General features: G+C 60.6%; 23 protein-coding genes. 8 read left to right on the top strand and 15 right to left on the bottom strand.

What is annotated here, in order from left to right; translation table 11 throughout:
• The first annotated feature begins 72 nt into the window (after nucleotides 1-72).
• Nucleotides 73-777, top strand: a complete 705-nt coding sequence (locus tag QEN71_RS35670) for an alpha/beta hydrolase (RefSeq protein WP_201656466.1) — start codon at nucleotides 73-75, stop codon at nucleotides 775-777.
• Nucleotides 778-1,545: 768 nt separating this feature from the next.
• On the opposite strand, the gene istB is transcribed toward QEN71_RS35670, so the two are convergent.
• From istB to QEN71_RS35650, 4 genes are all read right to left on the bottom strand, one after another.
• Nucleotides 1,546-2,334, bottom strand: a complete 789-nt coding sequence (gene istB, locus QEN71_RS35665) for an IS21-like element helper ATPase IstB (RefSeq protein WP_201662941.1) — start codon at nucleotides 2,332-2,334, stop codon at nucleotides 1,546-1,548.
• 6 nt (nucleotides 2,335-2,340) lie between these two features.
• Nucleotides 2,341-3,864, bottom strand: a complete 1,524-nt coding sequence (gene istA / locus QEN71_RS35660; protein ID WP_201662938.1) for an IS21 family transposase — start codon at nucleotides 3,862-3,864, stop codon at nucleotides 2,341-2,343.
• A 351-nt stretch (nucleotides 3,865-4,215) separates the two neighbouring features.
• A complete protein-coding gene (gene fahA, locus QEN71_RS35655; protein WP_201651737.1) occupies nucleotides 4,216-5,529 on the bottom strand; it encodes a fumarylacetoacetase in 1,314 nt (437 codons plus the stop codon).
• A gap of 25 nt (nucleotides 5,530-5,554) precedes the next feature.
• A complete protein-coding gene (locus tag QEN71_RS35650; RefSeq protein ID WP_201651739.1) occupies nucleotides 5,555-6,361 on the bottom strand; it encodes a cyclase family protein in 807 nt (268 codons plus the stop codon).
• Nucleotides 6,362-6,614: 253 nt separating this feature from the next.
• On the opposite strand from QEN71_RS35650, the gene QEN71_RS35645 reads away from it, so the two are divergent.
• Together QEN71_RS35645 and QEN71_RS35640 are read left to right on the top strand one after the other, a co-directional pair.
• Nucleotides 6,615-7,295 (top strand): TetR/AcrR family transcriptional regulator, encoded by a 681-nt coding sequence (locus QEN71_RS35645; RefSeq protein ID WP_201651741.1) that lies wholly within the window; start codon nucleotides 6,615-6,617, stop codon nucleotides 7,293-7,295.
• A gap of 2 nt (nucleotides 7,296-7,297) precedes the next feature.
• A complete protein-coding gene (locus tag QEN71_RS35640; RefSeq protein ID WP_201651743.1) occupies nucleotides 7,298-8,380 on the top strand; it encodes an HNH endonuclease in 1,083 nt (360 codons plus the stop codon).
• A gap of 374 nt (nucleotides 8,381-8,754) precedes the next feature.
• On the opposite strand, the gene QEN71_RS35635 is transcribed toward QEN71_RS35640, so the two are convergent.
• The gene (locus QEN71_RS35635) at nucleotides 8,755-9,753 is read right to left on the bottom strand and encodes a helix-turn-helix domain-containing protein (protein WP_201651745.1); all 999 of its coding nucleotides are present in this window, start codon (nucleotides 9,751-9,753) and stop codon (nucleotides 8,755-8,757) included.
• 230 nt (nucleotides 9,754-9,983) lie between these two features.
• Between QEN71_RS35635 and QEN71_RS35630 the strand changes: the two genes are divergently transcribed.
• Entirely contained in the window at nucleotides 9,984-10,760 is a 777-nt protein-coding gene (locus QEN71_RS35630) for an SDR family NAD(P)-dependent oxidoreductase (protein ID WP_201651747.1), read from the top strand.
• Nucleotides 10,761-10,827: 67 nt separating this feature from the next.
• On the top strand, nucleotides 10,828-12,357 hold the full coding sequence (locus QEN71_RS35625; RefSeq protein WP_201651749.1) for an amino acid permease: 1,530 nt from the start codon (nucleotides 10,828-10,830) through the stop codon (nucleotides 12,355-12,357).
• A 166-nt stretch (nucleotides 12,358-12,523) separates the two neighbouring features.
• Here the strand turns inward: QEN71_RS35625 and QEN71_RS35620 are convergent, their stop codons facing one another.
• The 5 genes from QEN71_RS35620 to QEN71_RS35600 all read right to left on the bottom strand — a co-directional run bounded on the left by QEN71_RS35620 (nucleotide 12,524) and on the right by QEN71_RS35600 (nucleotide 18,150).
• Nucleotides 12,524-13,405 carry an HNH endonuclease gene (locus QEN71_RS35620; protein ID WP_201651751.1) on the bottom strand — a complete coding sequence of 294 codons (882 nt, stop codon included), beginning with the start codon at nucleotides 13,403-13,405 and terminating at the stop codon, nucleotides 12,524-12,526.
• A 161-nt stretch (nucleotides 13,406-13,566) separates the two neighbouring features.
• Nucleotides 13,567-15,465 carry a DUF4209 domain-containing protein gene (locus tag QEN71_RS35615; protein ID WP_201651753.1) on the bottom strand — a complete coding sequence of 633 codons (1,899 nt, stop codon included), beginning with the start codon at nucleotides 15,463-15,465 and terminating at the stop codon, nucleotides 13,567-13,569.
• Nucleotides 15,466-15,686: 221 nt separating this feature from the next.
• The gene (locus QEN71_RS35610; protein WP_201651755.1) at nucleotides 15,687-16,517 is read right to left on the bottom strand and encodes a DUF2262 domain-containing protein; all 831 of its coding nucleotides are present in this window, start codon (nucleotides 16,515-16,517) and stop codon (nucleotides 15,687-15,689) included.
• 130 nt (nucleotides 16,518-16,647) lie between these two features.
• Nucleotides 16,648-16,872, bottom strand: a complete 225-nt coding sequence (locus QEN71_RS35605) for a DUF6434 domain-containing protein (protein WP_233471891.1) — start codon at nucleotides 16,870-16,872, stop codon at nucleotides 16,648-16,650.
• A 165-nt stretch (nucleotides 16,873-17,037) separates the two neighbouring features.
• Nucleotides 17,038-18,150 carry a hypothetical protein gene (locus QEN71_RS35600; RefSeq protein WP_201651757.1) on the bottom strand — a complete coding sequence of 371 codons (1,113 nt, stop codon included), beginning with the start codon at nucleotides 18,148-18,150 and terminating at the stop codon, nucleotides 17,038-17,040.
• A gap of 696 nt (nucleotides 18,151-18,846) precedes the next feature.
• Here QEN71_RS35600 and QEN71_RS35595 point away from each other — a divergent pair.
• Both QEN71_RS35595 and QEN71_RS35590 read left to right on the top strand, forming a co-directional pair.
• On the top strand, nucleotides 18,847-19,182 hold the full coding sequence (locus QEN71_RS35595; RefSeq protein WP_290468260.1) for a hypothetical protein: 336 nt from the start codon (nucleotides 18,847-18,849) through the stop codon (nucleotides 19,180-19,182).
• Nucleotides 19,172-19,945: a hypothetical protein gene (locus tag QEN71_RS35590; protein ID WP_201651761.1), complete on the top strand. Its 774-nt coding sequence runs from the start codon at nucleotides 19,172-19,174 to the stop codon at nucleotides 19,943-19,945. Before QEN71_RS35595 ends, QEN71_RS35590 begins: the two co-directional genes overlap by 11 nt.
• 185 nt (nucleotides 19,946-20,130) lie before the next feature.
• Here the strand turns inward: QEN71_RS35590 and QEN71_RS35585 are convergent, their stop codons facing one another.
• The 5 genes from QEN71_RS35585 to QEN71_RS35565 form a co-directional block, all read right to left on the bottom strand.
• Nucleotides 20,131-20,712: a hypothetical protein gene (locus QEN71_RS35585; RefSeq protein WP_201651763.1), complete on the bottom strand. Its 582-nt coding sequence runs from the start codon at nucleotides 20,710-20,712 to the stop codon at nucleotides 20,131-20,133.
• A gap of 653 nt (nucleotides 20,713-21,365) precedes the next feature.
• The gene (locus tag QEN71_RS35580) at nucleotides 21,366-22,661 is read right to left on the bottom strand and encodes an NAD(P)/FAD-dependent oxidoreductase (protein WP_201651765.1); all 1,296 of its coding nucleotides are present in this window, start codon (nucleotides 22,659-22,661) and stop codon (nucleotides 21,366-21,368) included.
• Nucleotides 22,662-22,663: 2 nt separating this feature from the next.
• Nucleotides 22,664-23,422, bottom strand: a complete 759-nt coding sequence (locus tag QEN71_RS35575; RefSeq protein WP_201651767.1) for an amino acid ABC transporter ATP-binding protein — start codon at nucleotides 23,420-23,422, stop codon at nucleotides 22,664-22,666.
• The gene (locus tag QEN71_RS35570; protein ID WP_201651769.1) at nucleotides 23,419-24,075 is read right to left on the bottom strand and encodes an amino acid ABC transporter permease; all 657 of its coding nucleotides are present in this window, start codon (nucleotides 24,073-24,075) and stop codon (nucleotides 23,419-23,421) included. The genes QEN71_RS35575 and QEN71_RS35570 overlap by 4 nt, the downstream gene beginning before the upstream one ends.
• Before the next feature lie 82 nt (nucleotides 24,076-24,157).
• Nucleotides 24,158-24,928, bottom strand: coding sequence for an ABC transporter substrate-binding protein (locus tag QEN71_RS35565; protein ID WP_201651771.1), 771 nt, complete (start codon nucleotides 24,926-24,928; stop codon nucleotides 24,158-24,160).
• A gap of 164 nt (nucleotides 24,929-25,092) precedes the next feature.
• On the opposite strand from QEN71_RS35565, the gene QEN71_RS35560 reads away from it, so the two are divergent.
• Nucleotides 25,093-25,899, top strand: a complete 807-nt coding sequence (locus QEN71_RS35560) for an IclR family transcriptional regulator (protein WP_201651773.1) — start codon at nucleotides 25,093-25,095, stop codon at nucleotides 25,897-25,899.
• Nucleotides 25,900-25,926: the final 27 nt, after the last annotated feature.

Genomic DNA, 25,926 nt, shown 5'->3' with positions numbered 1-25,926 from the left:
CGGGACCAGTGGCGCATCTCTGCACGATCCATTTTTCTTTTTCACCCGTTCAAAAAAGTCAGGAGAATTCGAATGAGTTCGTATGTATTAGTTCACGGCGCATGGGGCGGCGCAAATGGCTTCCGTCATGTTCGTCGGCTGCTCCGCGCTGAGCAACATGAAGTGTCGACCCCCAATCTGACCGGCGTTGGTGAGCGCGTACACCTCTCTAGTCCCCAGGTCGGTCTTGGAACGCACGTCCGTGACGTGGTCAACCACATACTGTACGAGGACCTGGACAACATCATCCTCGTGGGCTTCTCTTACGGGGGCTTCGTCGTGACTGGCGCGCTCGAGCACATCGCAGCGCGTGTTTCCCACTTGGTCTATCTTGATGCATTCGTCCCGAGTAGTGGAGAAACGGTCAGTTCACACATCGGGCGCGAGGGCCGTACAAAGGTCGAACTCGGGCAGGATTGGCTTTTGAATGGTCCCACTCGCGAATTTGACAGCCCCGCCGAAGCTGAATGGATGAACGCCCGGCGAACGACGCAACCAATCGGGACGTTCACGGAGCCGGTTTTCCTTTCACAGGCCCTTGAGTCATTTCCGTTCAAAAGAACTTACATTAAGGCGAAACTGGCGCCGGAAGGGGATATCGGAAACGAAGCGTTTTGGCGGGCCGCCCGGCACGCTAAGGATTCTCCGGCATGGCGGTATCTCGAGATAGATACCAATCACATGGTCGCGAACAACAGGCCCGATGAATTGGCCAGGATACTCGCAGAGATGGCTTAGTTCACAGGCAAACTGCCGGCCGGCAGCGGGCGACTGCAAGGCTCCAAAGTACGCACGGTGCAACGTGCGTCGCCTCCGCGAATGCCGGAGCCCATTTCGACAAAGATATCTCGTCGTAAGAAGTTCTCGCCGCACTGCGCAAAGTTGTTCCAGCTGGCAGGGGCATCGCCAACAACGAAGTGCTGGGCCGTCGATTCGACGGACTCACCGCATACCAACACAACCAAAATAATCCCGGTCAGTAGCGTCGTGGGCTAAAAGCCCGACCACTCCTCTTGAACCCGTTCTGGAAGTGATGACGTTGAAGTAGGTGGAGAGGGACAATGGAAAGAGAAGGACGATCGTTAAGGGCAATGGTCCATTATTGGTTGTCGCCGGACCCTGAGCGGGGTTTCAGAGTCAGACACTATGGGCGATCCGCGATTGGGCGTTATGCGTGTGTTACCGCAGACAACGGAACAGGCTCGAAGGAGATGTTCTTCTTTCGCCATCGAGATGGAAACTGGTGTGTCTTTCCATCGGGACCGGAACGACCGGCCATGCGGATTCCAGACTATTCTTAACTAAAACCATTGCGGCTGCATCGAGGCCGGGCCAAATTAGCCGACGGCTCGACGACTATTGATTGACGCTCGAACGCCCAGACGTGGACTCCGCGCAGCTCACCTGAAAACCTCCCTTGCTGTCACGGATCGGCGTAATCGAGCCGGGGATGATCGGCGTAATGAGGCCACCTGGAATGGCCCCGAAACGCGATTTCGAAGGGACTCAAGAATGCGTTTTTTTGCCTGATTTTGCAACCACGTTTTCGCCGTTTTCGGGCATCGGTTTCGGCTTGCGGAAGCTCTCACCCTCAATGACGACACGGTAGGCGCCGTGCCGTAGCCGATCGAGCGTGGCAGCACCGAGGATGCGGTTGTCGGGGAATGCGTCGCCCCATTCGCTGAAGTCGAGATTCGACGTCAGGATAGTTGCCGCGCGCTCATACCTGGCGGCGATCAGGTCGTGGAAGTCTTCGTCGTGGGGCGCACGCAGGGGTTTGAGTGCAAAGTCATCGACGATCAGCACCGGAACGCGCACGAACTGCTGCAACTTGCGTTCATAGAGCTCAGTCGCCCGTGCTGCATGCAGCTTCTTGAGCAATTCGGTTTGCGTGATGAACAGGACATCGCGGCCCTGGCGTGCGGCGCAGTGGCCCAGGGCCTGCGCGAGATGCGACTTGCCGACGCCGGTTTGGCCGACCATCAGCACGCAGACCTTCTCGTCGATATAGCGGCCGGCGGCGAGATCATAGATGTGAGCGCGGTTGAGTTTGGGCACGCGGTCGAAGTCGAAGTTCTCGAGCGTCTTGCCTAGGGAGAAGCCAGCGCGGGCGAGCCGCACGCCGAGCTTCTTCTGCTCTCGCCGCGCGACCTCGTCGTGCAGAAGCGTGGCGAGGAACTCCGTGTAGGCAAGTTGCCCGTCGATGGCTTGACGGTTGCGTTGCTCGAGCGAGTCGAGGATGCCCGAGAGGCGCAACTGCTTGAGGATCGTGTTCAGTTCTGGACTGGGATGCATAGGCGTTCAATGGATCAGAAGGGAATGGAGGTCACGGCCGAAGCGGCCGCCGTTCAGATAGGTGTCGGCAGGCGCCGGCGTCGGCGCTGGTGCTGCGGTGGGCTGGCTGTCCAGCCCCTTGTCGAGGATCGCCTTGACAGTGCGGTACTTGGGGCTGGCGAACACGAGCGCACGCTCGCACGCAGCCTCCAGCCGTTGATCGCCGACCTTCTCGCGAAGCCTCAAGACGCCCTGCGCGCCGCGCAGGTTGACGAGCACCTTGTCGTTGAACATCGCGAGAACGAGCGCGTGGCAGGCTGGCCCGATATCCTTTGCCCGCGCCAGGCACCACTGTGGATCGTGCTCGAGCCACGCTTGCGCTTCAGGCGGCTGGTGGTCACGCACCGTGTGGCGATCGCCGGGCTTGCGCAGGCGCGGATGGGTCGCGACGAGCTCATGGCGGTGGAACACCTGCACGACCGTGTCGGTCGCCTTCAGCCACAGCTGCTTGCCAACGAGCGTGAACGGCACCGAATACAGTGCCTTCTTGTAGACGACGTGCCCGTCGGTATGGACCTTGACCTCGCACCATACGGCCAGCACTGGCGGCACATCGGGCAGTCTGGCGAGCAGTGGCTTCTCGATGGCGAAACGTGCAAGCGGCTGCTCGCGCGTCGTGCCGTGCTCGCGCGTGCCGGCCTGCTGCATCACCCAGTCGCGCAATTGACGGTTGGCGTCGGCGAGATCGCGGAATTCGCGCAGCGGCACGAAGGATCGTTTGATGTATTTGACTCCGGCCTCAACGACGCCCTTCTTCGCAGGATCGTGTGGAGGGCATGCATCGATCCGGAAGCCGTACCCCTCGGCCAGCGCGGCGTACGAGCGCTGTACCTCGGGGTCGTACATGCACGCCTTTGTGATCGCGCACTTGGCGTTGTCGATGATCACGCGTTCGACGCGGCCACCGAACCATTCGAAGGCGCGCCGGTGACAGGCCAGCCACGTCTCGACCGTCTGATCCAGCACGACCTCGGCGTATTGATGACGCGACCAGCACAGCGTCATCACGAAGAACCATGTCTTGAGCAGAACCCCGGACTCATGCGTGAGCACCGGACCGGCGCCGAAGTCGACCTGTGCGGCCTCGGCCGGTGCGAACTCCAGGATCGTCGTCGCTCTCGCGCCGCGCTCGGCCTTCAGGTGCAGCAGGAAGCGCCGCACTGCCGAATAGCTGCCCGTATAGCCGTGGTTGCGCTGAAGCGCGTTGAAGATCGTCGTGCCCTGCACGTCGGCGTCATACCAGCCGCGCACCAGATCGCGAAACGGTTCAATCGTGGAGACGCAGCTACGCGGCAGCTTCGGATTGCGTCCGAAGATCGCTGCCAGTTCGGCGTCGTCCGGCAAGGGCCGACCGGGATCGAGCCAGCCCCGAGCGAGCGCGACCTGCCTGACGGTCTTCAGCTTCCCACGCCCCATCAGGCGTGCGCTGGCAATGTCACGGTCGGAATCGCCCTGACGCATGCGCGCCAGAACCTGTCGATACTCAAACACTTCGAACCTCCTTCGACTCATCGGCCCTCCGGGCAAAAAGCCTGAAGGTACCGGGTTGTGGAAATTCGAAATGCGTTTCGGGCTGCCGCCCGACAGAACACTGAGCCCGCTACGTGGCTCGATTACGCCGATCCTGCGGTGGCTCTAATACGCCGATCATCGAGTGGCCCGATTGCGCCGATCATGCACTGGCTCGATTGCGGCGATCATCCGGTGGCTCGATTACGCCGATCCCGGAATGGCTCGAATATGCCGGTCAGTGACACTTGCTTCGGGATGTGCGAGTATTGATGTTACTCCCCGCTGAGCAGGGGTCTCGCCAGCGGGAAGTAATCAAACGGGAACTTAACGTCAGTCGCAAACCGGCGACGGCAGCACGGTACCATAGTTGGTCCCGAAACCGATGCGGGCGTATCCTTCTCGCTCACACCACCCGCGAAAGATTACGGTGTCACCGTCCTCGAGGAAACGGCGTGTCTCACCATGACCGATATCCACCGGCTTGGCTCCGCCTTCCGTCAATTCAATCAACGCACCGGCTTCGCCTTCCGACGGGCCGGAGATTGTTCCGCTCCCGATCAAATCGCCACTTTGGAGATTGCAACCGCCGATGGTGTGGTGCGCAATCATCTGCCCCAGCGTCCAGTACTGGTGTCGAAAACTGGTGCGAGTCAGGGAACGAGGCTGGAGCCCTTTCGCCAGTTGCTGCGCGCCGAGAATTGACACTTCCAGGTTGATGTCGAAAGCACCCCACGCGCGGTTGAAAGGTGAACACAGATACGCTAACGGTTGCGGCCGTGCAGCAACGCGCGACCATGCCTCGCGGTAGGGTAACAACGCCTCCGTCGTTACGATCCAAGGGGATACAGTCGTCGCGAAATTCTTGGAGAGGAAAGGCCCAAGCGGCTGCATCTCCCAAGCCTGGACATCGCGGGCCGACCAGTCGTTAAGCAGGCAAAGCCCAAAAATGTGCTCTTGTGCTTCGGCAAGCGGAATAGGCGTCCCACGAGAATTTCCTGTGCCGATTATCGCGCCGATCTCCAACTCGTAGTCAAGCCGCTGGCATGCGCCAAAGACGGGCACCGACGCCCCATTACTCACGTACTGTCCCATCGGTCGGTAGACTTGCTGACCGCTAACGTCAATCGACGACACCCGACCGTGGTAAGCGATAGGCAGCCAATCAAAATTTGCGCCAACAGTTGTCCCGAGAGGGCGACTGCAATTCAGCGCGTGGTCCAACGAAGTATAGAAGTCTGTATAGTCACCAATATTGAGAGGGACTGTGTATTCGGCTTCTCCCTGTGCCACGAGCGTTGCCCGCACTGTTGCCTCATCCGTGCAGCCTACCTCAAGAAGCGCAAAGAGCGAGTGACGTAACGCTCGCCACGCATTCGGCCCCAGATCCAACAATCCATTAAGTTTCGGCGCGGCCGCAGCCTCTATTGCTTTCGCGGCCTCTCCCCGCGAACAGTTCGTCTGCGCCAAGGCTGCGAGGTCAACAATTTGATCACCAATCGCCACGCCCCCACGCCAAGGCTCCGCGCTGTTCCGGCGGCGAAAGACGCTCAGGGGCAGGTTTTGCAAGGGGAAATCGGTGCCCACTTCATTTGCTGACGCCAACCAACTGCGTCGTGACAACTCGTGCGTGTGATTCAAATTCATGATGCTCCCGCAGCGTTAGGTTGGCTCAGACATCAGCATTGAGCGCGTCGTCAAAGATCGCAACTGCGCGGGTCCAGCCTGCGGAGCCACCCCTGATTTTATGCGGAAAGCATGAGATAAAGAAGCCGTCAGGCGGTAGCGACTCAAGGTTATGGAGCTTCTCCAGATGGCAATACCCGATATTTCGCCCTGCCTTGTGACCCTCCCAGATCAATGATGCATCGTGAGTCGCGGCAAATTGCTTAGCTGTGTGCACAAAAGGCGCGTCCCAGCTCCACGCGTCTGTTCCCGTCAAACGGACACCCCGCTCCAGCAGGTACATCGTCGCCTCTAGCCCCATACCGCAACCACTCGAAACGTAGTCGGGATGCCCGTATCGCGATCCAGCTCGCGTGTTGACCACGACGATTTCGAATGGCTTAAGTTCGTGACCGATCCGCGCAAGCTCGGCCTCGACATCCATCGCACTAACGACGTACCCGTCGTCAAACGCGGTGAAATCCAGCTTCACACCCGGCTGGAAGCACCACTCCAGGGGCACCTCATCGATGGTGATCGACCGTTCACGCTTCCCCGTCGCTTCATTCATCGTGCTGTGAAAATGGTATGGAGCATCAAGATGTGTGCCGTTGTGGGTACTTAGCCGAACGTTTTCGATCGCCCACCCTTCGCTGTCAGGCAGATCGGATGGCCGCAGTCCTGGAAAGAAGTCGGCGACGTCCTTTGCTGTGGCCTCATGAGTCAGATACTCGATTTTCGGCCCGTAGCCCGGCGGGTCGGAAATGACGTCGTTTTCCAGAAAAATTGAGAGATCGACGAATTTTCGTGCCATGTTTTGCCGCTCCTGATGTGCATGACCAACTTGAAGGCCTTGCTGCCTCGAGGATTGCCGCGTGCCGCGGCGTTGAAATCGCATGCCAGCGAGGCTCGATTTAAGGTCCGGGAGGAAGGCAAAGTCATGCTTACCCCCAGCTCATAACTGACTGTACGATCGTACAGCATAGGGTGAATGGTGTAAACTGCCGGGGGTACTGAGCGGAGCTTCATTCATCGGTACAATCGAGGCACACCAACGCGGAGACGCCATGCGGTCAAACGAAGCACCAGGAAAAGAGATCAGTCGGAAAAAGACCGCACAAACTCCACCGAAAGCTGTCGAGGTGTCCAAACGCGAGCGGATACTTGACGTAGCCGAGCGCCTTTTCGCCGAAGGTGGCTTCGATGGCGTATCGATGCGCGATATTGCATCGGCTGCCGAGGTCGGCTTGCCTCTAATCGTCTATCATTTTGAGACTAAGCTGAACTTGTACCGTGCCTTGTTCGAGCGCAGGAAAACGGTGCTCGATTCCCGGCTAACGATGCTTCACGCGCCGCTGACGAGAGGAGAAGATCTGCTGGAGCACATCGTTCGAGCGTTCGTGCTGCCGGTAATGGAAAATCAGAATACAGCAGCAGGACTGGCGTACGCGAAGCTTGTTGCGCGTGAGGCGTCCGACCCCCGCGAAGCTGAACGTGGGATCGTCAGGGACTTTTTCGATCCATTCGCCGCAGAGTTCATCAAGGCGATAAGCGAAGTGCTTCCGCGTCAAGGCTCTGGCTATGCGCATTGGGCCTATTTATTCGCGGTTGGCGCCCTGGTTATGAGCGCACTCGACGGACGAATTGAGCGCATCTCTGGGGGCAAGATAAAAGCTGGGATGTCTAAAGCCAAAACGGAGCATCTTGTGAGCTTTATCACAGCGGGAATTCGCGCCGGCGCGAAATAATCATGAGCCCGCACGGCCCACCCAGCGAGCACACTGAGACTTTTCAGTCTTCACTCGTGATGAGCGAGCCATTTCCCCCCGTTCGCCCGACCCGCCCACGCCAGGTGCGCGAACTGCTGATTGAGGCGGGACAAGACGTGTCCGCGTGGGGCCTGACAAAAGACAATCGCGTGATCGTCAGGCCGAATATGAACACGTCACGAAATACAGCGTGGGTGTTTCCGGGCAAGGACGGTGAACCTCTCGTGGCCTGCATATGGTTCAACGCGCTGACCATAACAGACGCCGGTACTTTCTATGTCGGAAACGATCGGGCGTACCGCCAGCGTCTGCTTGATCGCGATCGCGGAGAACGGCATAGCGATATACGTGGAAATCTGAAGCGGTGGACCTTTCAATCGCTGAAGCTGGATCTGGCAATTCAGTCCGCGCTGAAGCACACGCAGCCCGTTCGGGTGATCCTTGTGGATGGGGATGACGTTGATGAAGCCGAGGCCGATCGAGGCTCAGAGGTTTCGGCGCGCGCGCTGGACCCGGAAACCTGGTGGGTCCACGAATACGACGATACTAGCGGTCGATATCGCCTGGTTCGCGGTGGTTTGCCCCCGGAGCGTCGCGTCGAAGACGAGGAGTCGGGAATTGCAGACCTGGGTGATGATCCCTTGCTCCAGGAGTTTGTCCAGACGCTCGATGACACGGAGCGCGATGCTGTCATCAAGGCTCGCGTGGGGCAAGGCCCCTATCGTGATGCGCTTTTCGAGCGCTGGGGCGGCTGTTCCGTCACGAACGTCAAACTCAAAGAACTGCTCACGGCGAGCCACATCAAGCCGTGGAGCAGGTGCGAAGTTGCGAAAGAGCGTGTCAGCGTATCGAATGGCCTGCTGTTGGTACCGACGCTTGATCGTCTTTTCGACCGCGGATATATAACGTTTGACGACAATTTCAAGATCTGCATCAGTTCGAGATTGACAGACGCACAGCGCGTGCACCTCGGGATCGACCGCAACATGCAGTTGCGCATACGACATTTCGACGACCTCAAACCCTACCTTAACTGGCACCGCCAGGAAATATTCATCCCATAGCGGGCCGCCGCACGCGCGCATCTGCCTTCAGTTGACCGGCAGCAACCTCCGCCGCACCCTCACCAGTTATGTTCTGCCAGGGATCTCTCGATTCAGGGCGTTGCGGTCAGGCATCAATATAGTCAGCGTTGGCGCCGGTAGAGACCGACATGCCGCCGACGCTCGCGGTCGATAACGCACTTCAGTAATGTGAAAGCCGGGTGTCGGAACCGCGGCAGACATGCCAGATAGATGCCGCGCCAAAGAGGAGCACTGCGAGACACGATCCGGGTAGCGCAAGCGGGCGCAATGTGGGCTGGGCCGCTTTAACATTCCCTGCATTCCCTGCTGCGCCCAGATGGATCGTGACCACGCGGGTGTGCGGTGGCGCTTCGCTATGCCGCCTGTGCTCTCCACCGCCGCCAGGTATCACTCGGCAATTCGCCAAACTGCCCGCGGTACTCACTCGAGAAATTCCCGAAATGCCAGAACCCCCAACGGGTGGCGACCTCGGTTACCGATCCGGCATGACGCAACTCGCGGCGCACATGGTCGAGCCGCACGGCGCGGATGTAGGCGGAAGGCTTGACGCCGAGAGTCTCCTCGAATGCGTACTGCAAGGTCCGCCGGCTCGCGCGAAACCGCGCGCACAGATCCGCCACCGACAGCGGGCATTCCGGTGACGCTTCAACGAGATCCCTGACGCGCCGCACGAGTTGCCAGCTGCGCGCAAGCCGCGCCTGCGCATGCCGCGCTTCGACATGCCCCTGTGAATCGAAAGCTCGCACATCGTGCAGCGCATCCGCGAGACCGAAAATCACGGACTTCTCGAACGCCGCTGCGACGCCCGTGTCGTCGAGCAAGGCAGGCATGTCCGAAACGGTATCGAGGATCTGCTTCAGCACCTGTCGAAACGCCTGCAGCTGGACGGGATCGACATTCAGCACGCCAGGCCTCGCGCCCAGCAGCGTGCGGATGTCATCGAGCTGCGAGCGCGCCACGGCGTCACGAATGGCGTCGGGCTCAATCTCGAGATTCACCACGACATGCCTGTCGGGTGACAGGAACTCGAAACCGCCCTCGCCCGAAAACAGATGCAGGCCGTCGCGATGGCTCGTCTGACCGCACAGCAGCGCATGCCCCTCAAGCTCGAACGGAATGCCCACGGCGAGCCTTGAAGGCAACACCTGACCGCGCTGGTACACGGTCCGGTTCAGCCGCTCGACCAGCACCTTGACGCCGCCTGCGCCAAACAGGCTCACGGAGCCGTCAAAGACGCCGCGCGAGATCTGGCAGTAGCTCTGGTTCCAGGCGTCGAGCAGCAGCGCCTGCTCGTCGATATTGCGGCAGCTGCGGATCTGCACTGCCCGGTTTGGCTGAGAGACCGGCTCCATCGATTCTCCCGATTCCTGATGACACGCTCCATAAGGCTCCGTGCTGACCAGTGTAGACGACCAAAAAACATCGAAGGGTGCGAACCATCCGGCATGCGCCGCTGGCCGGGTCAGCGCCCGTCAGTGGGCAATTTTTACGGAGTTTTAATGTTTTTGCCAATTTTGGATAGTCGCCCGTTTTTGCCACCCCTACCTTGTCCGCAAGAAACGAACGGGAACGGGAGGCGTATATGGGCAGAACGACGGGCCGGCTGGAAGGCAGGATCGCGATCGTGTCGGGCGGCGCAACGGGTGCAGGTGGCGCAGCATCGCTACTGTTCGCGCAGGAAGGCGCGCGCGTGGCCGTGGTCGATATCAATGGGGATGCGGGCGAGGAAGTGGTCACGCGCATTCGTGCGGCGGGCGGCGTCGCGGAGCTCTTCATGGCCGACGTATCGAAGCGCGCCGCCGTGGACGCCGCCGTCGCGAGCATCGTTGCCCGCTTCGGGCGCATTGACGTGCTCTTCAATCACGCCGGCAGCATCGTGGTGAAACCGTTTCTCGATACCACCGACGACGACTACGACTGGCTGATGAACGTCAACGTGAAGAGCATGTTCATGATGACGCGCGCGGTGCTGCCGCACATGCTCGCCGCGGGCGGCGGATCGATTGTCTGCACGGCGTCGATTTCATCGGTAGCGGCGACGCCGCTCGAAGTGCTGTACTGCACCACCAAGGGCGCCTGCGCCATGTTTGCGCGTGCAATCGCCGTCGAGTACCGCGATCGTGGGATCCGCTGCAACGCCGTGTGCCCAGGCTTCATCGATACCCCGCATGGACGCCGCGAAATCAGCGCGCTCGCGAACTATGGCTTCGATGCAAGTGAGGCGGCGTTGTCGGTGCAGCAGGGCCGTCTATGCGCGCCGGAAGAAGTCGCACGCGCCGCCCTCTTTCTCGCCAGCGACGACGCGAGCTTCGTCAACGGCGCCCATCTGTTCGTCGATAACTGCTTCACGGCTGCGTGAGCCGATTTCTGTCGCGCGTTCACGCTGCTGCGCCGCTTCGACACAACCCTGTTTGAAGGATCGCGTCATGGACGTCAATACCGCAGCGCCGTCGGTTGAAGCCGCCGACAACGATGTCAAGCTGTTGCACAAGATGGGCTACGCACAGGAACTGTCCCGGCGCATGGGGGCGTTCTCGAACTTCGCGGTGTCGTTCTCCCTGATCTGCATCCTCTCCGGCGGCATCACGTCATTCCAGATGGGACTGTCGGCCGCGGGCGGCGTTTCCATCGGACTCGGCTGGCCGCTTGGCTCGCTGTTCGCGATGGTGGTCGCAGCGGCCATGGCGCAGATCGCCTCGTCGTATCCGACGGCGGGCGGGCTCTATCACTGGAGCTCGATTCTGGGCGGCAAGACCTGGGGGTGGCTGACGGCGTGGCTCAATCTGCTCGGTCTCGTATTCGTCGTCGCCGCGATCAACTACGGCACCTACGATCCCTTCTTTCGCACGCTGATCGCACCGATGTTCGGCGTGAAGCCCGATGCCCTCGGCTGGTGGGACCAGACACTCTTCCTCACGGTGATCACCGCGTCGCAGGCGTTCCTCAATCATCGCGGCATTCGCATCACAAGCCGGATCACCGACCTGTCGGGCTATCTGATCTTCGTGGTGACGATCCTGCTGGTGGCGTCGCTGCTCGTGTTCTCCCCCGTGAAAGTCGATCTGTCGCGCCTCGTCACGTTCACAAACTTCACAGGCGTTGACGGTGGCGCATGGCCGAAGCAGACCATGGCGATGGCGTTCCTGTCTGGCCTGCTGCTCACGGCCTATACGATTACCGGCTTCGACGCCTCGGCGCACACCTCGGAGGAAACGCATCAGGCCGCGCGTAACGTGCCGCGCGGCATCATCGGCTCGGTGTTCTGGTCGACGACGTTCGGCTATGTGATGGTGTGCGCGTTCGTGCTCGTGATGCCGGATATTGGCGCGGCCGTGAAACAGGGCACGGGCTTCTTCGAGGCGATCCTCGCACCGATCCCCACGCCGCTGCGCATCGCGATCGAGCTGCTGATGTTCTTCATCAACTACGTCTGTGGCCTCGCCGCCGTGACCTCCACTTCGCGCATGATGTTCGCGTTCGCACGCGACGGCGGCCTGCCCGCTTCAAGGTGGCTGCGCAAGGTCAATCCCGCCCATCGCACACCTGTCGCCGCGATCTGGACGTCTGCCGCGCTGGCCATTGCTGTGACGCTGTATGGCGACGCCTTCACGGTGCTGAGCGCCGGTAGCGCGGTCTTTCTCTTCGTGTCGTATGCGATGCCGATTGCCGCAGGTATTTTCGCCGAAGGCCGCACATGGACCGACAAGGGCCCGTTCCAGCTGGGCGTGATGTCGAAACCGTTCGCGATTGCCGCCGTATTCGGCGCACTGGTGCTTGCCTATGTCGGCATCCAGCCGCCGAACCAGAAGGTGGTGTATGTGATCGCTGGTTTGCTGGCGGTTCTGCTGACCATCTGGTACGGCGCGGGCGTGCGCAGGAACTTCGCGGGACCGCCCATCGCGAAGCTGACGAACGAGCGCGAACGCGAACTGCGCGGGATCGAGGGGCAGACCTGACGCGCCATCTGCGATTCGCCGCACACGTGTCGACACGGCAGGCGCCGGTCGGGGAGTATTTCGTGTGCGGCCGCCCTTCCTTCGTCACAGGACATGTCGGGGGATGACATGGCAGAGGCAATCATCCGGTCGGTTGAGCAGCGTTGTTTGAACAACGTTCCCCCGGTTAGAAGGGTTTGACCGGCGACCAATGTTTATCTCCGTGATCGCCTAAAACGACGTTACCGGTCCCTTCTTTTAGCTCGAGCTTCTGCATAACGCGTCGTACGTTTTCCTCTCCTTCGATGTCGCCAACTACAACGTGATACGCGGGTGACGCAGTGTTGGCATAGAGACGTATCGTCGCAACGAGAATCAATCGCTGCAAGCTACCGAAGCCTGCCGTCTCCAGGCTATATCCGATGTCCATCGGAGCCTGGTCATCCATTGATCCGCCAACAACAAACGATACATTTGTTTTCGTGCCAAGGATGTACGGGAGGCAAACAGGTCTGAAATCTCCGGGATCGAGCGAAGTCAGAATCTGTCCATATCCAATTTTCGCCAGCATCCGGCCAAAGTCATAGGGTACATGTCGAAATTTCAGGATCAGATTGTCCGGGTGCTTTTCCAGAAATCTTTCGCGACGGCCAGAATCGTCAATCACGGACATTTGCCAGTGAACGGTCAGATCGAGATCATCGGGCAGGTCGAGGAGAAATCCTGCTTTGGTCATCTTGTAAAAGACGAAGCCGGCAGGATATTCACCCACCGGGAACTTCAAGGTGTTACGGACATTCTTGCGGTCCTGGATTTCGATGTGCGTCTTGCGCTCTTTCCTCCGTCGAGTCGGAGCGTTGAACGCAGCGCGCGCGTCCCCCCAAAGGTCCCGGCTAACCCTCTGTTCGAATTTCTTCGTGATATCGGCGCATCGGGCACAACTCGCCTTGCGCAGGACGTGCACACCGCCCAGTGAATACGGGACGATATGTTCGTCCGACAGGTTGTTCGTCTCGCCGCAATAAATGCAAAATCCCCGGCTTTCGTAGTAGGTCGACCCGTGCGTCATACGCCTCGCCAATAAGTTGAGTGGGCAACTCTTCGTGTCGTTTTCTTGATCCGACCATGCGGCGCTCTTCGAGCGTCTTCCTGACTTGCTGTGCCGTTACCGCAGCGAGCGAACGGCCTTCAGCTTTTGATATGCAGGCTTTCAGCTTTGGAAGAACGCGGTTACTGGTGGCAATCGGGCGCGGTGTCCTCGTTGGTTCCGTGTACAGGGCGATCCCGATCCTTCGGCATATCGGTTGCGTATGCGGCGCTGGGGTGCGCCGACGTCGCCTGCTTTCGTTCGACTGGCCTGGACGTCAGCACGCAGTATCGCAGTAGCAGCCACCACGCGTACAAGACATCGGCCCCGAACAGACCAGAGTCGTCGAGCAGCCCGTGTGCAACCTCGTTTCGGAGATTGGTGCCCAGAGGGTCGACAAGCAGATCCTGCAATTCAAATATACCGTCCGCGCCGAAGGCCTCGAGCGCCTCCGGAGTCTCGAGCAGCGCGCCCATCGGTCTTTCGGGTTGTACGCCTCCGGGCTCAAGCATTGAGGTAGCACCACCACGCGATTCGACGATATGGCGCACCATCGCCTCAAGTTGCGGGGGAACCAGATGCCCGGCGACAAGCATGTCACCGTGAAAACCCGCTACCAGAGCGCGAAGTACGCTTTCTGCGTGAGCAGGCGGAATCCACGGACTGTGCTGGATCAGGCTGGCGAGGTCCAGCCGGTCTGGGCTATTCGCTTCAAGAATTTCCATTCTCGCCGGATTGAGTATCGCCTGTACGGTCAGGCTTCTGCCCAGGCGCGCATGGCGGAACATCCGCCATCGAAGTCCTTCGTGCTTGGGGTCGTCCACTTCGGCCTCCACGCCGGGAGCGCGCGCGACGACCCGACCTCGCGAATTGACCACATCGCTGGAAAGGCGGCTACCGAGAACAGCGACACGCGCCTGCTCGTGGACCTCGTGCTTGAGCTTTGCCACTGACGGCGGCTTTGCCATGGTGCACAGTGCGTAGACGGCCTCGTTGACAGGCTTGCCTCGAACGGCCGCAAGCGCGCGCTGAACCAGCTCAGTGGCCTCGATACTGGTCGACACGGATTTTAATTCAGCTACAGACTCCTTCTGCAGGGTCAACAGCCTCTCATGCAACTCAGCGGCCCGCTCCCGTCCCCCCGGTGCCTGACGCATCACCTCGACCGCATCTGACAAGACCGATGCCGCGACCATCGCCCCACGGCCAGGCTGCTTGCGCGCGAGTTCGGCCTCCTTGACCAGGCTTTCTGCTGAATTACGCAACGCTGCGCCCTCGCTATCCGGGTCGCCCGCGGCACGATGGCACTCAGATGCAAGATGGTAATAGTCCTTGGCTCTCCAGAAGTCGTGCATCTTCTCTGCTGCCCCTGCTGCCGCATTGGCAAACCCGGCAAATTGCCTGGCATCACCATGCTTGAACTCCAGCAGCAACCGGGTGAGCCGATACGTCAGATACAGGGGGTCAGTGCCACGGTGCCGTTGCAACATAGCCTCTATCTCAGTTAACACCCGCAGCCGTAGGTCTGCGCCACCTTTGCCGAGCCCTGCCGACAGGCGCAGCGCTCGCTCCAGGCGCTGTTGGCAGGGCGGCCACTCTTTCGGATGCTCCAACCTCAGCGCCGACGCCAGATACGCCTCCGCTGCCCCCCGGGCTGCTGGAAACAAACGCGCCTGAGTCCACAACACGTCCAAAAATCGCGCGCGAAGCTCGGGGTCAGTCAGGGACATTGCCCATCCCTGCAGGTTCTGGAGCACCTCCCTGGGGAAGTCAGCGGGGATTGCGCTACGCTGCCCATCCATCACGAACATTGGCCCAAAAGGCTCAGTAGGCTGATCGGAGCGGAGCGCCATCGTCAGGACGGCGCCGACGAAGCGCAAGCACTCGCGCTGCTCCGCAGTCCAGCGAACGTCATCGCGTTCCAGTCGCGAAACTTCATCGCGGTAGGTATCACAGACAAACCGCTCGACATCCCGGAGGAGATCGTCGAGGTTGATTGCTGCGAGCGTCTCGCTGTTGATGAGTCGCCAGTCAAGCGGCATGCGTTGTCTCCATATTAATCACCTGTTCCGGTACGCAAGTCGCGAGATTTGAATGCGCCGTCAATCGATAACAGGTGTGGTATCGCCGGCGGCTACTGCCCGCAAGAACGCATTTCTGGAAGGTATCGCGAGGGGCTGCTTTCCGAGGGAAAGCGATCGGTCCAGGGACGGGAGCGATCATCAGCCTCTGGCCAGGCTCTGCCCTGCCTTTACCGGATGAATCATCCAGCGATATAGGCTGTCGTTAATCCCTGCTCCAGACTACCCGGCACCAAAATGCTATGCCCAAAAAACAGATCCCCGTCGGTACAACAAAACTCAAGCCTGCCGTCCTTGTCAACGCTTATCGATTGCAACGAGAGTCGTTGTCGAAACTCGTCGGCCGACACCGGATCTTCGTCCTTTCCCAGCCACGTACTATTTTTCAGGTCCAGCAGGTCAGCGACTGCTCTATCGAATACACGCAATCTCCAGTTCACGGCGCTATTCCATAACTCGTAAGCGCATTTCAGTACTGGCTGTAAGGTGTCTATCGAATCTGCATGAAGGTACAGGTAGGCCCTGGTTCCGCTCCAGTGCACGTCGGCTTTGAACAACCTGATCCGCTTGTCCAGCACACAGGTTCCGAACAGTTCGTCCTCGTACGTTATCGGCAATTGGAGCTGACGGGCCCATTGTTCCAGATCGGGATCTTCGATGTCCAACGGTAAGGCCTCAAGCAAGGCTTCGGGCATTGGCAAATCTTCGTCCATCAAGAGACGCACCTGCATCCGGTACCGGCCAAATGGCCTTAGAGTGTGTTTATAAAGCTTCACATCCGCTTCGGTTGCCTGTCGTTTCAATGACAGAGGCCGATCCTGCAACGTCCCACCGACAAGGCGCCATGCCTCCAGCGTCAATTGCAGGGTCCATTGCTGATCGCCCTCGAACTTCAACGCCGCCATGCCGATCGCATCTGAGACACCTTCGATCGTCACCCGAGGCGCCACTTTCACGCGCGCGTCAAGCTGTGCCCGGCGAGCACGCATTTCTTCCCATTGATCGTCCTTCATACACCTCAGTCTTCCCCGAATTTCGTCATGCGATTGTCGACGATCCAGGTTGCCCTGTCGAACCTGTCAACCCAGCCTGAACGCCGCCCAACGCCGCGCCGTAGCCGTGGGTATCCCTGGTGCTGCAGGTTCACTTAAGGTGATTGCGTCGCCGGGACCATTCGTCGGCAACGTCGCCCATGCTCTTGGGCGCTCCATCGATTACCCATGCCATGAAATCCCGGTCGAGCCTGAAATCGACGCCACACTCGGCACTCAAAAAGCGACGCACATTCTGTGTGTTTCTGTAGCTGGCGTCGACCAATGTGGCCCGCGTAATATGGCCGCCATGCCAATCGAAGTCCATTTTTGCCATTCTCCTTTCGTTCGACCACCGGAGCCCACAGCGCTTGCCGGCCATCGAACGTGGACGGTCACCGCGGGTCGAGTCTCAGAATACCGCTGCGGTTGAAGAGCCTTCAATCTCGCCGGGAGAGTGAGGCCCCAGGGTACTGCAACTACGGCCACAAAGATGGGTATTTCAGTGACTGTCAGGCGGACGCTCGCCGGATCCTGCGGAACGGAGTTGGGCAGTCTCCATAACGGGCTCGCCACACTGGTTGCAGAACGGGAAAAAGGCAAAGTTGCGGCCGCCGCAGGCGCAGACCTTGAAAAGATTCAAGCCGCAATGGATGCAGTACGAGACCTGCTCGCCGCCAAGATGCCACGGTTTGTCGCACGAAGGGCATAACTTCTTCGGGTAGGTGCTGAGCGCCTTTTCGCAATCGACGCTCCGTGCGCGTTCCGTTTGGCTCTGTTCCAGTTCTGCGCGTTTTCGCTCGACATATCTCTGGAACGCGCGGAGCGTGTAGATCCCGGCGAAGACGGTGAGCGCGACGCCCACCAGCACGCGTACATATCCCCCGAAACTGGGCAGGTACGGGACAAGCTCGACGAAGAACGCCGTCAGCGCGAAGAGGCCAAAGCCGTACACGAACGGCCAGTACCTGCTCTTGCGAAACCGGATGAACAGCCATACGGCAACGACGAGAAGCGGGAGCGTCAACGCAAGACGCCACCCGAACACGACGAGTTCGTAATGGCGGCTCGCCGCGTCGTAGCGCTTGCCGGCGGCCTGCCTTGCCGCCGCGATCCCGGTGCGCAGCTGGTTCAGGTGCGCATCGATCGGCCGTGCCTCATCGGAGAGAGCATTCTGCTGGCTTTGCCAACCCGCGACGCTCGCCTGAAGTTCGTCGAGCCGCTGTGTCCGCGCAAGCAATTCCGGATCGTTGCGGCTATCCCCGGTAGCCTGCCTGGTCGCAATCCAGTTCCTGAAACTGTCCCGCGCCTCGATATACAGCTTGCCTGCCCGGTCGTGAGCAATGCGAGTGGTCTCGATCCGGTCGTTGAGTGCGTCCCGCTGAAGCTGGACATCACGCATCTGCGCTTCGAGCTGTGAGGTTGCCGCCTCGCTGAACTGCGAGGGATCCGGTGGACCGCCACGCGGCGCGTACATCAGATCGCGGATCACGAGTGAGCCCAACATGTTCAGGAAGATCGCGAAGGCGATCGCGATAGTCCAGGAAGCGATTTTCAGCAGGCGCGCCGGCCGCGAAAATGCCTGGCTGGTGTTCGCAGCAATCCCTTTTCTCATAAGCGGTGCCCCTTCCCTTTCATGCGGAATCTCGACGTCGCGCGTTATGACCGCGCGACGTCGCAGTGTACGGCTGTTTCGCGAGGCGTTATAGGGCGGATTGATCCGTCAGTCCGGTCATAACTGCGACGGCCCAATACGCAAGGTGACCAGAGCCAGGTATGGCATGCCTGGCGGTCAGGGCTCGGCAATCTCGCTGGCTGCATGTTGTATAGGCCGCTCATGCTGGCGAGACTGCGCGGGGTGATCGAAGGACCAGCTTGCTGCCCTGGCTCTTCGCTTTGCGCCGCTCGCCTGACGGGTGAGTCAAAGACGGGATCGAGGGCCGGTTGATCATAAGCCGACGCGTAGCAGATCAGTGATCTTCCTGTTAATGCGGTGTCCCAGGAAAACTTTGCTCGCGTTCGGTGCGGATCTGTGAAAATATCCATGTTTGCTATCCTGAATGTTCTCACCTGACGTGCCTGCGCCGGAGAAAGCGGATATGCCCGCGCGACGGTCAGCAATGTCACGGAGTCAACTCACGAAGCCCTTACGATGCCTCGCTCGAAACACAGTGGACGCTCTGGCAAGCGCCGGGTTGCCCTCTCGAAAAATGCGCTCCTCCCGCTCTCGCAAGCCCGGGTTAATGACATTTCGTTGGGATATCATCTGGCGCTTGCAGCGTGTGCCGGTACCGACGGGACGTCGCATCTCGTGAATGAGTTGACCCGCGCGGTCTACCTGACGTTCTACCTCGGCGAAATGGGCTACATGCCGGTGTCGCCCGATCTGTACCGCATGGCGGAGGCCGGTCTCGAAGCAGCCATCAGGCGCGCCGATGAAAAAGGCACGTGGCAACTCGAGCCGTCTGCCGTGGCGACGCTGGAAGTGGTTCTTCAGGTTCACGACTCGCAACTTGCGAGCGCGCGTGCGGGAGATCTCGTCAAGGCCGAACGGCGGCTGGCCCATTTCATCATGAGCGGCAAGACGGTTTCTCCGTTCGACCCGGCCGAAGCGCCGCTTGCAGTCTCTTCCAGACATGGAACATAACCTCGAACCCGTACCACCAGAAGCCATCGACTCGCCGGTGACACTGGCCCTGGCCCATCGCTATCTTGAAATCCTGTCACAGCACACCCTCGGTGAGATATTCCAGGAGGTGCCCGCGCTTTCGGGACTTTTCCTCGCTGGCGTACCCGCGGGCATCGACGATGCAGTCCATCGCGTCATGGTGGTCGGAATGGAGACCCGGGCATGGCGTGACGACAGATGCCCGTTCAAGGCCGGCGAATTGCCCACGATCGCGTCGGTGCAGGAGGCGATGTCTGTGCAGGCGCGGGTGCTCGCAGGCGGTGCCGGACGATTCCGGTTTCTCCAGTTTCTCAAACAGGTTTCAAGGTCGGCGAACAGGCGCGTCTCGACGGGCAAGGTTTCGGTGATCTGGGGGAATCTCTTCTGCGTGAGCCACCACGGCGGCAGCCCGGTCGGCGCGACGACCTTCGGGAAGATTCAGGCGCTTTCGATGCAGTTGCTCCGCGCCCAGATCGAGGTTATCCGTCCTGATGCCATTCTTTTCACGACGGGTGCGGGGTACGACTCGCACCTGCGCAGCTTCTTTCCCGACAGGACGCTTAGCGAGAGGATTGCACCGCGGCGACTCTGGAAGTTCCGGCTGGGCCGAACCGTCTGCTATCGCACCAGTCATCCCCGCTACGTCGCACATAACTGTTGGCGCGAGCACGCCATGGCGGAAGTCTTTGCTTCCTTCAATGAAGGCACGACGGCCACCGAAGCCGCAGACGCGGCAGGTTGAACGCACGAGTGAGTAGCGTGCGGTGCCGTGCCTCGTAATGCTTCGATGGCGGCGCGCGCTCACGCGCCCAGTGAAGACAACCGAAAAAACTTCCGGGCGAGACGGGTGTTGCGCCACCGGGCGACTGCCCTGCCCGGCTGATTCGCGCACCATGTCGACGGAATGCGGTTGCCGCGTGTAAGCCGTTACCGGCCGAGTATTGCGCGCACCTGCAGCCCCAGGTCACGGGCCGCGCGCTCTGACCATCCACGTGAAAAGTGCTTCACTTCAATGATGTGGGCGGACAGACGCTTCTGCCGGATGTGCGAGATCGCATCGGCGCCATGTACGACGATGACCCGTGGCCTGATCGCCTCCAGCAGAAAATCGAACGGCGCGGTGAGGCGCCTGTGTTGAGCCAGATCGCGATATTCTTCTGTCGCGGCCGAATAGATATTGGTCTCCAGCGCCTTCACCGGCCCAAGCGACGCGTTGATCCACTCGATGACTCCCCGGGAAGGACTGACCAGACGGCGACGCGTGCGCCCAGGTTTTAATGGCCGACGCTGTCGTTCCGCCTTGTACGCGTCAAACCACCGTGGCTTGTCGAAGCCGATGCCGGGTTCCCAGAAGTCCCAGAAATCCTCCACCATGGCCGATGCCGGGTTTAGCCCGACGATGAACACCTCGCTATCGAGTGGCGAGCCATCGCACACGAATGGGCGGAGGTCGGTCGGGCGCCCGATAAGGGACTCCAGCTGGTTTTCCAGTGCTGCAAGTTGGTTCAATCTGCTTCGTCTCTGTGTAGGTTATAGATGCTGACAGAACGCAGCCCGGCCGTGCGACGACAGCGTGGCGGCGCGCGCATCACGGCCCGTCGCTGTCGGTGGCCGTCGACTCGCTGCTCGGGATTATCGTGGATATCTATGCAGTCTCTCGAAAGTTTTGCGCATCCGCGACGGGTTGCTCAAGCCCTGACCGTGCCACAACAGCGATGTTGTCGGCGTGCACAGAAGCCCGCCATTCTTGTCGACAGGACTACGTTTATAGGGCTTGCGGATGACAAGGACCATGCTGTAGGACCGTCCAGTCCTGTTGCCCGATTCAGCCTGTCAGCCTGATGCGGCCGCCGTGCGCGACCCGTCTGACGCCACGGGCAGGTTTCATTTGTGGTCGTGTAGCGAACATCGCGAGAGCCTGCGTCAACAGGCATGTCGCGCCGCCGGTTTCGTGTTCACAACGGATCGACGTCAAACCGACCGCCGGACCGGCTGACTGTTAGTCTTGGGGGTTACGTTGCGCCTGCGAGATTGCTCCGAACGCGCTTTCAACGATCCCCATAAACGTGGTCCTGTCGTATGGCGTTGTTCTCAGGGTTGACGACCTGGACCGAAGGGCCTTCGACAGCGGGTTCTCTGGAGGGTGCATTTCGTCACGCACGTTATGCGATGGCGTCCATCAGCCGATACCACGCCACACCCGCCGTGATGTAAAAACGCTGCAGGCCATGAAACGGAATCGATCTGACGGGCGTCACTGCAAACGGGAACGCTGCAGCCGATCCGCTGCACATGCGCTCGGCCAGATACTTGCCGACCGTCGTGGCCATCGCGATACCGCGCCCGTTATAGCCAAGCGCGATGCTCAGCCCGGGTGCCGGCTCATGCACGTGCGGCAGAAAATCCGCGGTGATCGCAACGCGCCCAGCCCATCGATATTCATAGACGATTCCCTTCAGTTGCGGATACATCAGCTCGACCGCGCGTTCCAGATGCGCCCAGTCGCCGTTCGCCCGCGGCTCGGAGAACGGCCCTCGCCCGCCCATCAGCAGACGCCCCGCCGCATCGCGCCGGAAATACAGCAGCAGACGCCGCGAATCCGACGCGACTTCGCCTGCGCGCAGAATGTCGTCACCCAGCGCCGGTGGCAGTGGCCGCGTCGCGACGATAAAGCTGTTCGCCGCGATCACCGATTGCCGCAAGCCCGGCCACAGCGCGCCCGTATAACCGTTGGTGGCGATCACGACCCGCTGCGCTTCGACGCTGGCGCCACCCTGCGTCTCGACGCGCCAGCCGCGCTCATTACGCTTCAGGCGCGAGACAGCTGTTCGCCCATGTACGGCGACGCCAAGCGATTGCGCGGCGCGCGCCAGCCCGCGCACATAGCTCAGCGGCTGAATACTCCCCGCGCGATGATCGATCCATCCGCCGATATAGCTCTTCGTGCCGAGCCGCCGCGACACTTCCGCGCCATCGAGCAGACTGACCTTTGCGCCGCGCGCTTCCCATTGACGCGCGCGTCGCGTCACGGTTTCGAGCATCGCGGGCGACGGCGCCGGTTGAATCCAGCCGCTTCGCACCGCCGAGCATTCGATGCCGTACCTTCTGATCACATCGAAAACGTTATCCGCCGCGCCCCCGACCACCTCGACGAGACGATTGCCCGCGGTTTCGCCGAAGCGCTGCACGAGTTCGTCGGGATCGTATTTGAGCCCAGGAATCACCTGCCCGCCGTTGCGGCCCGACGCGCCCCAACCCGGCTCGGCGGCGTCGAGCACGCACACCTTCACGCCACGCTCGGCCAGATGCAAAGCCGTCGACAAACCGGTAAAACCCGCGCCGACAATCGCCACATCGAACGACGCCGATTCGCGCAGCGGCGGCGTGTCGGGCGCAGGCTGCGCCGTCGCGGCCCACAACGAATCCGGCAGCGCTGCTCCTTCTTTCACTTCGATCATGTTCAGTTCTGGTGGGCAGTGGCGTGGGCGTCGCTGGACGAAAGCAGGCGTCGCAGGAATTCCTGTGTGCGCGGATGCTGAGGTTCCGTCAGCACATCGCGCGCAGGACCTGTCTCGCAGATCGTGCCGCCATGCAGGAAGCACACGCGGTCGGCGACCTCGCGCGCAAAAGCCATCTCGTGCGTGACAACGACCATCGTCATGCCGTCGCGCGCGAGCGAGCGCATCACGTTGAGCACTTCGCCGACGAGTTCGGGATCGAGCGCGGATGTCGGTTCGTCGAACAGCAAGGCTTCGGGCTCCATTGCAAGCGCACGCGCAATCGCGACGCGCTGCTGCTGACCGCCCGACAGCTCCGACGGATACGCATTCATCCGGTGCGAAAGCCCGACCTTGTCGAGCAGCTGCCGCGCCTGTTCGCGAGCCTGCGCGACAGGCGTGTGGCGCACGTACACGGGGCCTTCCATCACGTTTTCGAGCGCGGTCCGATGCGCGAACAGATTGAAGCGCTGAAACACCATGCCCACGCGCATGCGCAACTCGTGGATGTTCTTCGCGTTCGCATCGACACGCACGCCGTCGATCGTGATCGAGCCCGCATCGTAGGTCTCGAAGCCGTTGATACAGCGCAGCACCGTCGACTTGCCCGAGCCCGACGGGCCGATCAGGCACACCACTTCGCCCGCCTTCACGCTGAGGCTCACGCCCTTGAGCACTTCCTGGTTGTGAAAGCGCTTGTGGATTCCATTGATCTCGATCATCGGCTTTTCCTCAGCGCGAGTTGCTTGCCCAGCCGGTTGACGCCGAACATCAGCGGCAGGCTGAGCACGAGGTAAAGCAGCGCGACGAGCGTGTAGACCGTCATGTTCTGGAACGTCGACGATGCGATCAGTTGCCCGGCGCGCGTGATTTCCGCGACGGTGATCGTCGACGCCACCGACGAGTCCTTCAGCAGCATCACGAGCGTATTGCCATACGGCGGCAGCGCGATCCTGAACGCCTGCGGCAACACCACGCGCCGCATGATCAGCGGGCCGCGCATGCCGATCGCGTGGGCCGCTTCGATCTGTCCGTGATCGATCGCCTCGATGCCCGCCCGGAAGTTCTCCGCCTGATACGCCGAGTACGCGATGCCGAGGCCGATTACGCCGGCCTGAAACGCGGACAGTTGCACGCCCATGTCGGGTAGCACGAAGTAGATATAAAACAGCTGGACGATGATGGGCAGCCCGCGGATCAGATTGATCACGGTGCTCCCGAACGTCGATAGTGCGCGATTGCGCGACACCTTCATCAGCGCGAGCACGAGACCGAGAACGGAACTGAGCACGAACGCACAGGCCGTGATCTCGATGGTGATGACCGCGCCTTTCAGCAGGATTGGCAGAAAGTCGATCGCGTTCTGCAAAAACATCGCGCCTCCTGATACGCCAGGCAGATCGTCCGCGCCGCAGTGCGGCGCGGACCGGTTGGAACGCTGCGATACGGCGTGCCGTTCAGCTCATGTGCCACTTCTGCAGAATCTGCTGCAGCGTGCCGTCGGCCTTCATCTTCCTGATCGCGCTGTTGAGCTGTTCGAGCGTCGCCGTGTCGCCCTTGCGCACGATGAAGCACACCTGCCCCTTCACGGCCGACTGATACTCGGGCACGAGTCGCACCTGCGTATTCGCGCCCTGCTGCAGCTGATACGCGACGATCGGCTGATCCGCGAAGCCCGCCTTGATGCGGCCGAGCGCGACGTCGCGCATGATGTCCGCGACGGAATCATAGGTGCGCACTTCCTTGAAGATGCCCTTCTTGTTGAGCGCATCGACGAACGCGGTGCCGACCTGCGCGCCGACCACCTCGCCCTTGAAGTCGTCCATCGACGTGTAATGGCCTTTATCGTCAGCCTTCACGACGAGGCCTTCGCCGTACGAATAGACGGTGTCGGAAAAGTCGACGATCTGCTGGCGGGCCGGCGTCTTCAGCATTGCGGCCGAAATGATGTCGATCTTCTGCGTGGTCAGCGACGGAATCAGCGCCGAGAACACGCTCTGCTGCACATCGACCTTGAAGCCGGACTCGCGGCCGGCGGCGGAGATGGCGTCGACCATCATTCCCTGGATCGAGTTCGTCTTGACGTCGAGGAACGTGAACGGCACGCCCGTGGCCGTTGCGCCGATCTTGTAGGTCGGCTCGGCGGCATGCGCGGCCCCCGACGCAATCGCGAAAGAAGCGGCAAGACCAGTTGCAAACAGGGTGAAGCGTTTGACGAACGTAACCATGCATATCTCCAGGCAGGGGCCGGCATGTCAGCGACGAGCGCCGGCTGATTTCGTTTTGTGACCGCCGAACCATAATAATCGAATCAAAAAAATCGCAAAGAGATTTTTGCATATCGATATGCGATACACTATGCTGCGATATCGCGTTCAGGATCGAGACGACAATGGACATTTCGCCTGCAGACGACGGTGCCCCGAATGGCCCCGACCTGCTCTTCAACCAGTCGCTGGAAAAGGGTTTGAGCGTGCTGCGCGCATTCAGCGCGAAGCGCCGCACGATGACGCTGGCTGAAGTCGCGGAAGCGGCGTCGATGTCGAAGAGCTCGGCGCAGCGGATGGTCTACACGCTCGAAAAGCTCGGCTATATCCGCAAGCATCCGTTGACGCGCCGCTATCAGCTCACGCCGCGCGTGATGCAGATTGGCTTCAACTATCTCGCCGCCGATACGCTGATCGATGTCGCGAATCCTTTCCTGTCGGAACTGACGAACATCACGGGCGAGACGACGAATCTGACCGAACCGGACGACGACGAGATGGTCTACGTGTCACGTTTCGTGTCGACGAAGTTCGTGCCGATCCACATGCCCATCGGCAGCCGCATTCCGATGTATTGCACAGGCAGCGGGCGCGCGTTCCTGAGCGCATTACCCGTCGACGAAGCGCTCGCGCGGCTCGAACAGATGAACCGGGTGGCGTTCACGCCGAACACCGTGACGGAACTCGCCACGCTCGGCGAAAGACTCGCGGAGGCGCGTCAGCAAGGCTATGCAGCCAACCGCGAGGAGCTGTTCATCGGCGACATGTCGATCGCCGCGCCCGTGGTCGGCAGTCAGGGGCGGCCTGTTGCTGCCGTGCATGTGGTTGCGCCTACGAGTAGATGGACTTTCGATGATGCGCGTCAGAAGCTCGCGCCTGCCGTTATCGACTGCGCGAGAGGTATCAGCAATTCAATACGGACCCTGGAATAGCGGTTAGCCCGTCCCGCTATTGATCGC

Origin of the sequence: Paraburkholderia sabiae (genome assembly GCF_030412785.1) — a bacterium.
GTDB lineage: Bacteria > Pseudomonadota > Gammaproteobacteria > Burkholderiales > Burkholderiaceae > Paraburkholderia > Paraburkholderia sabiae.
The sequence above is the reverse complement of the archived record's forward strand: the minus strand, read 5'-3'. Positions and strand labels throughout refer to the sequence as shown.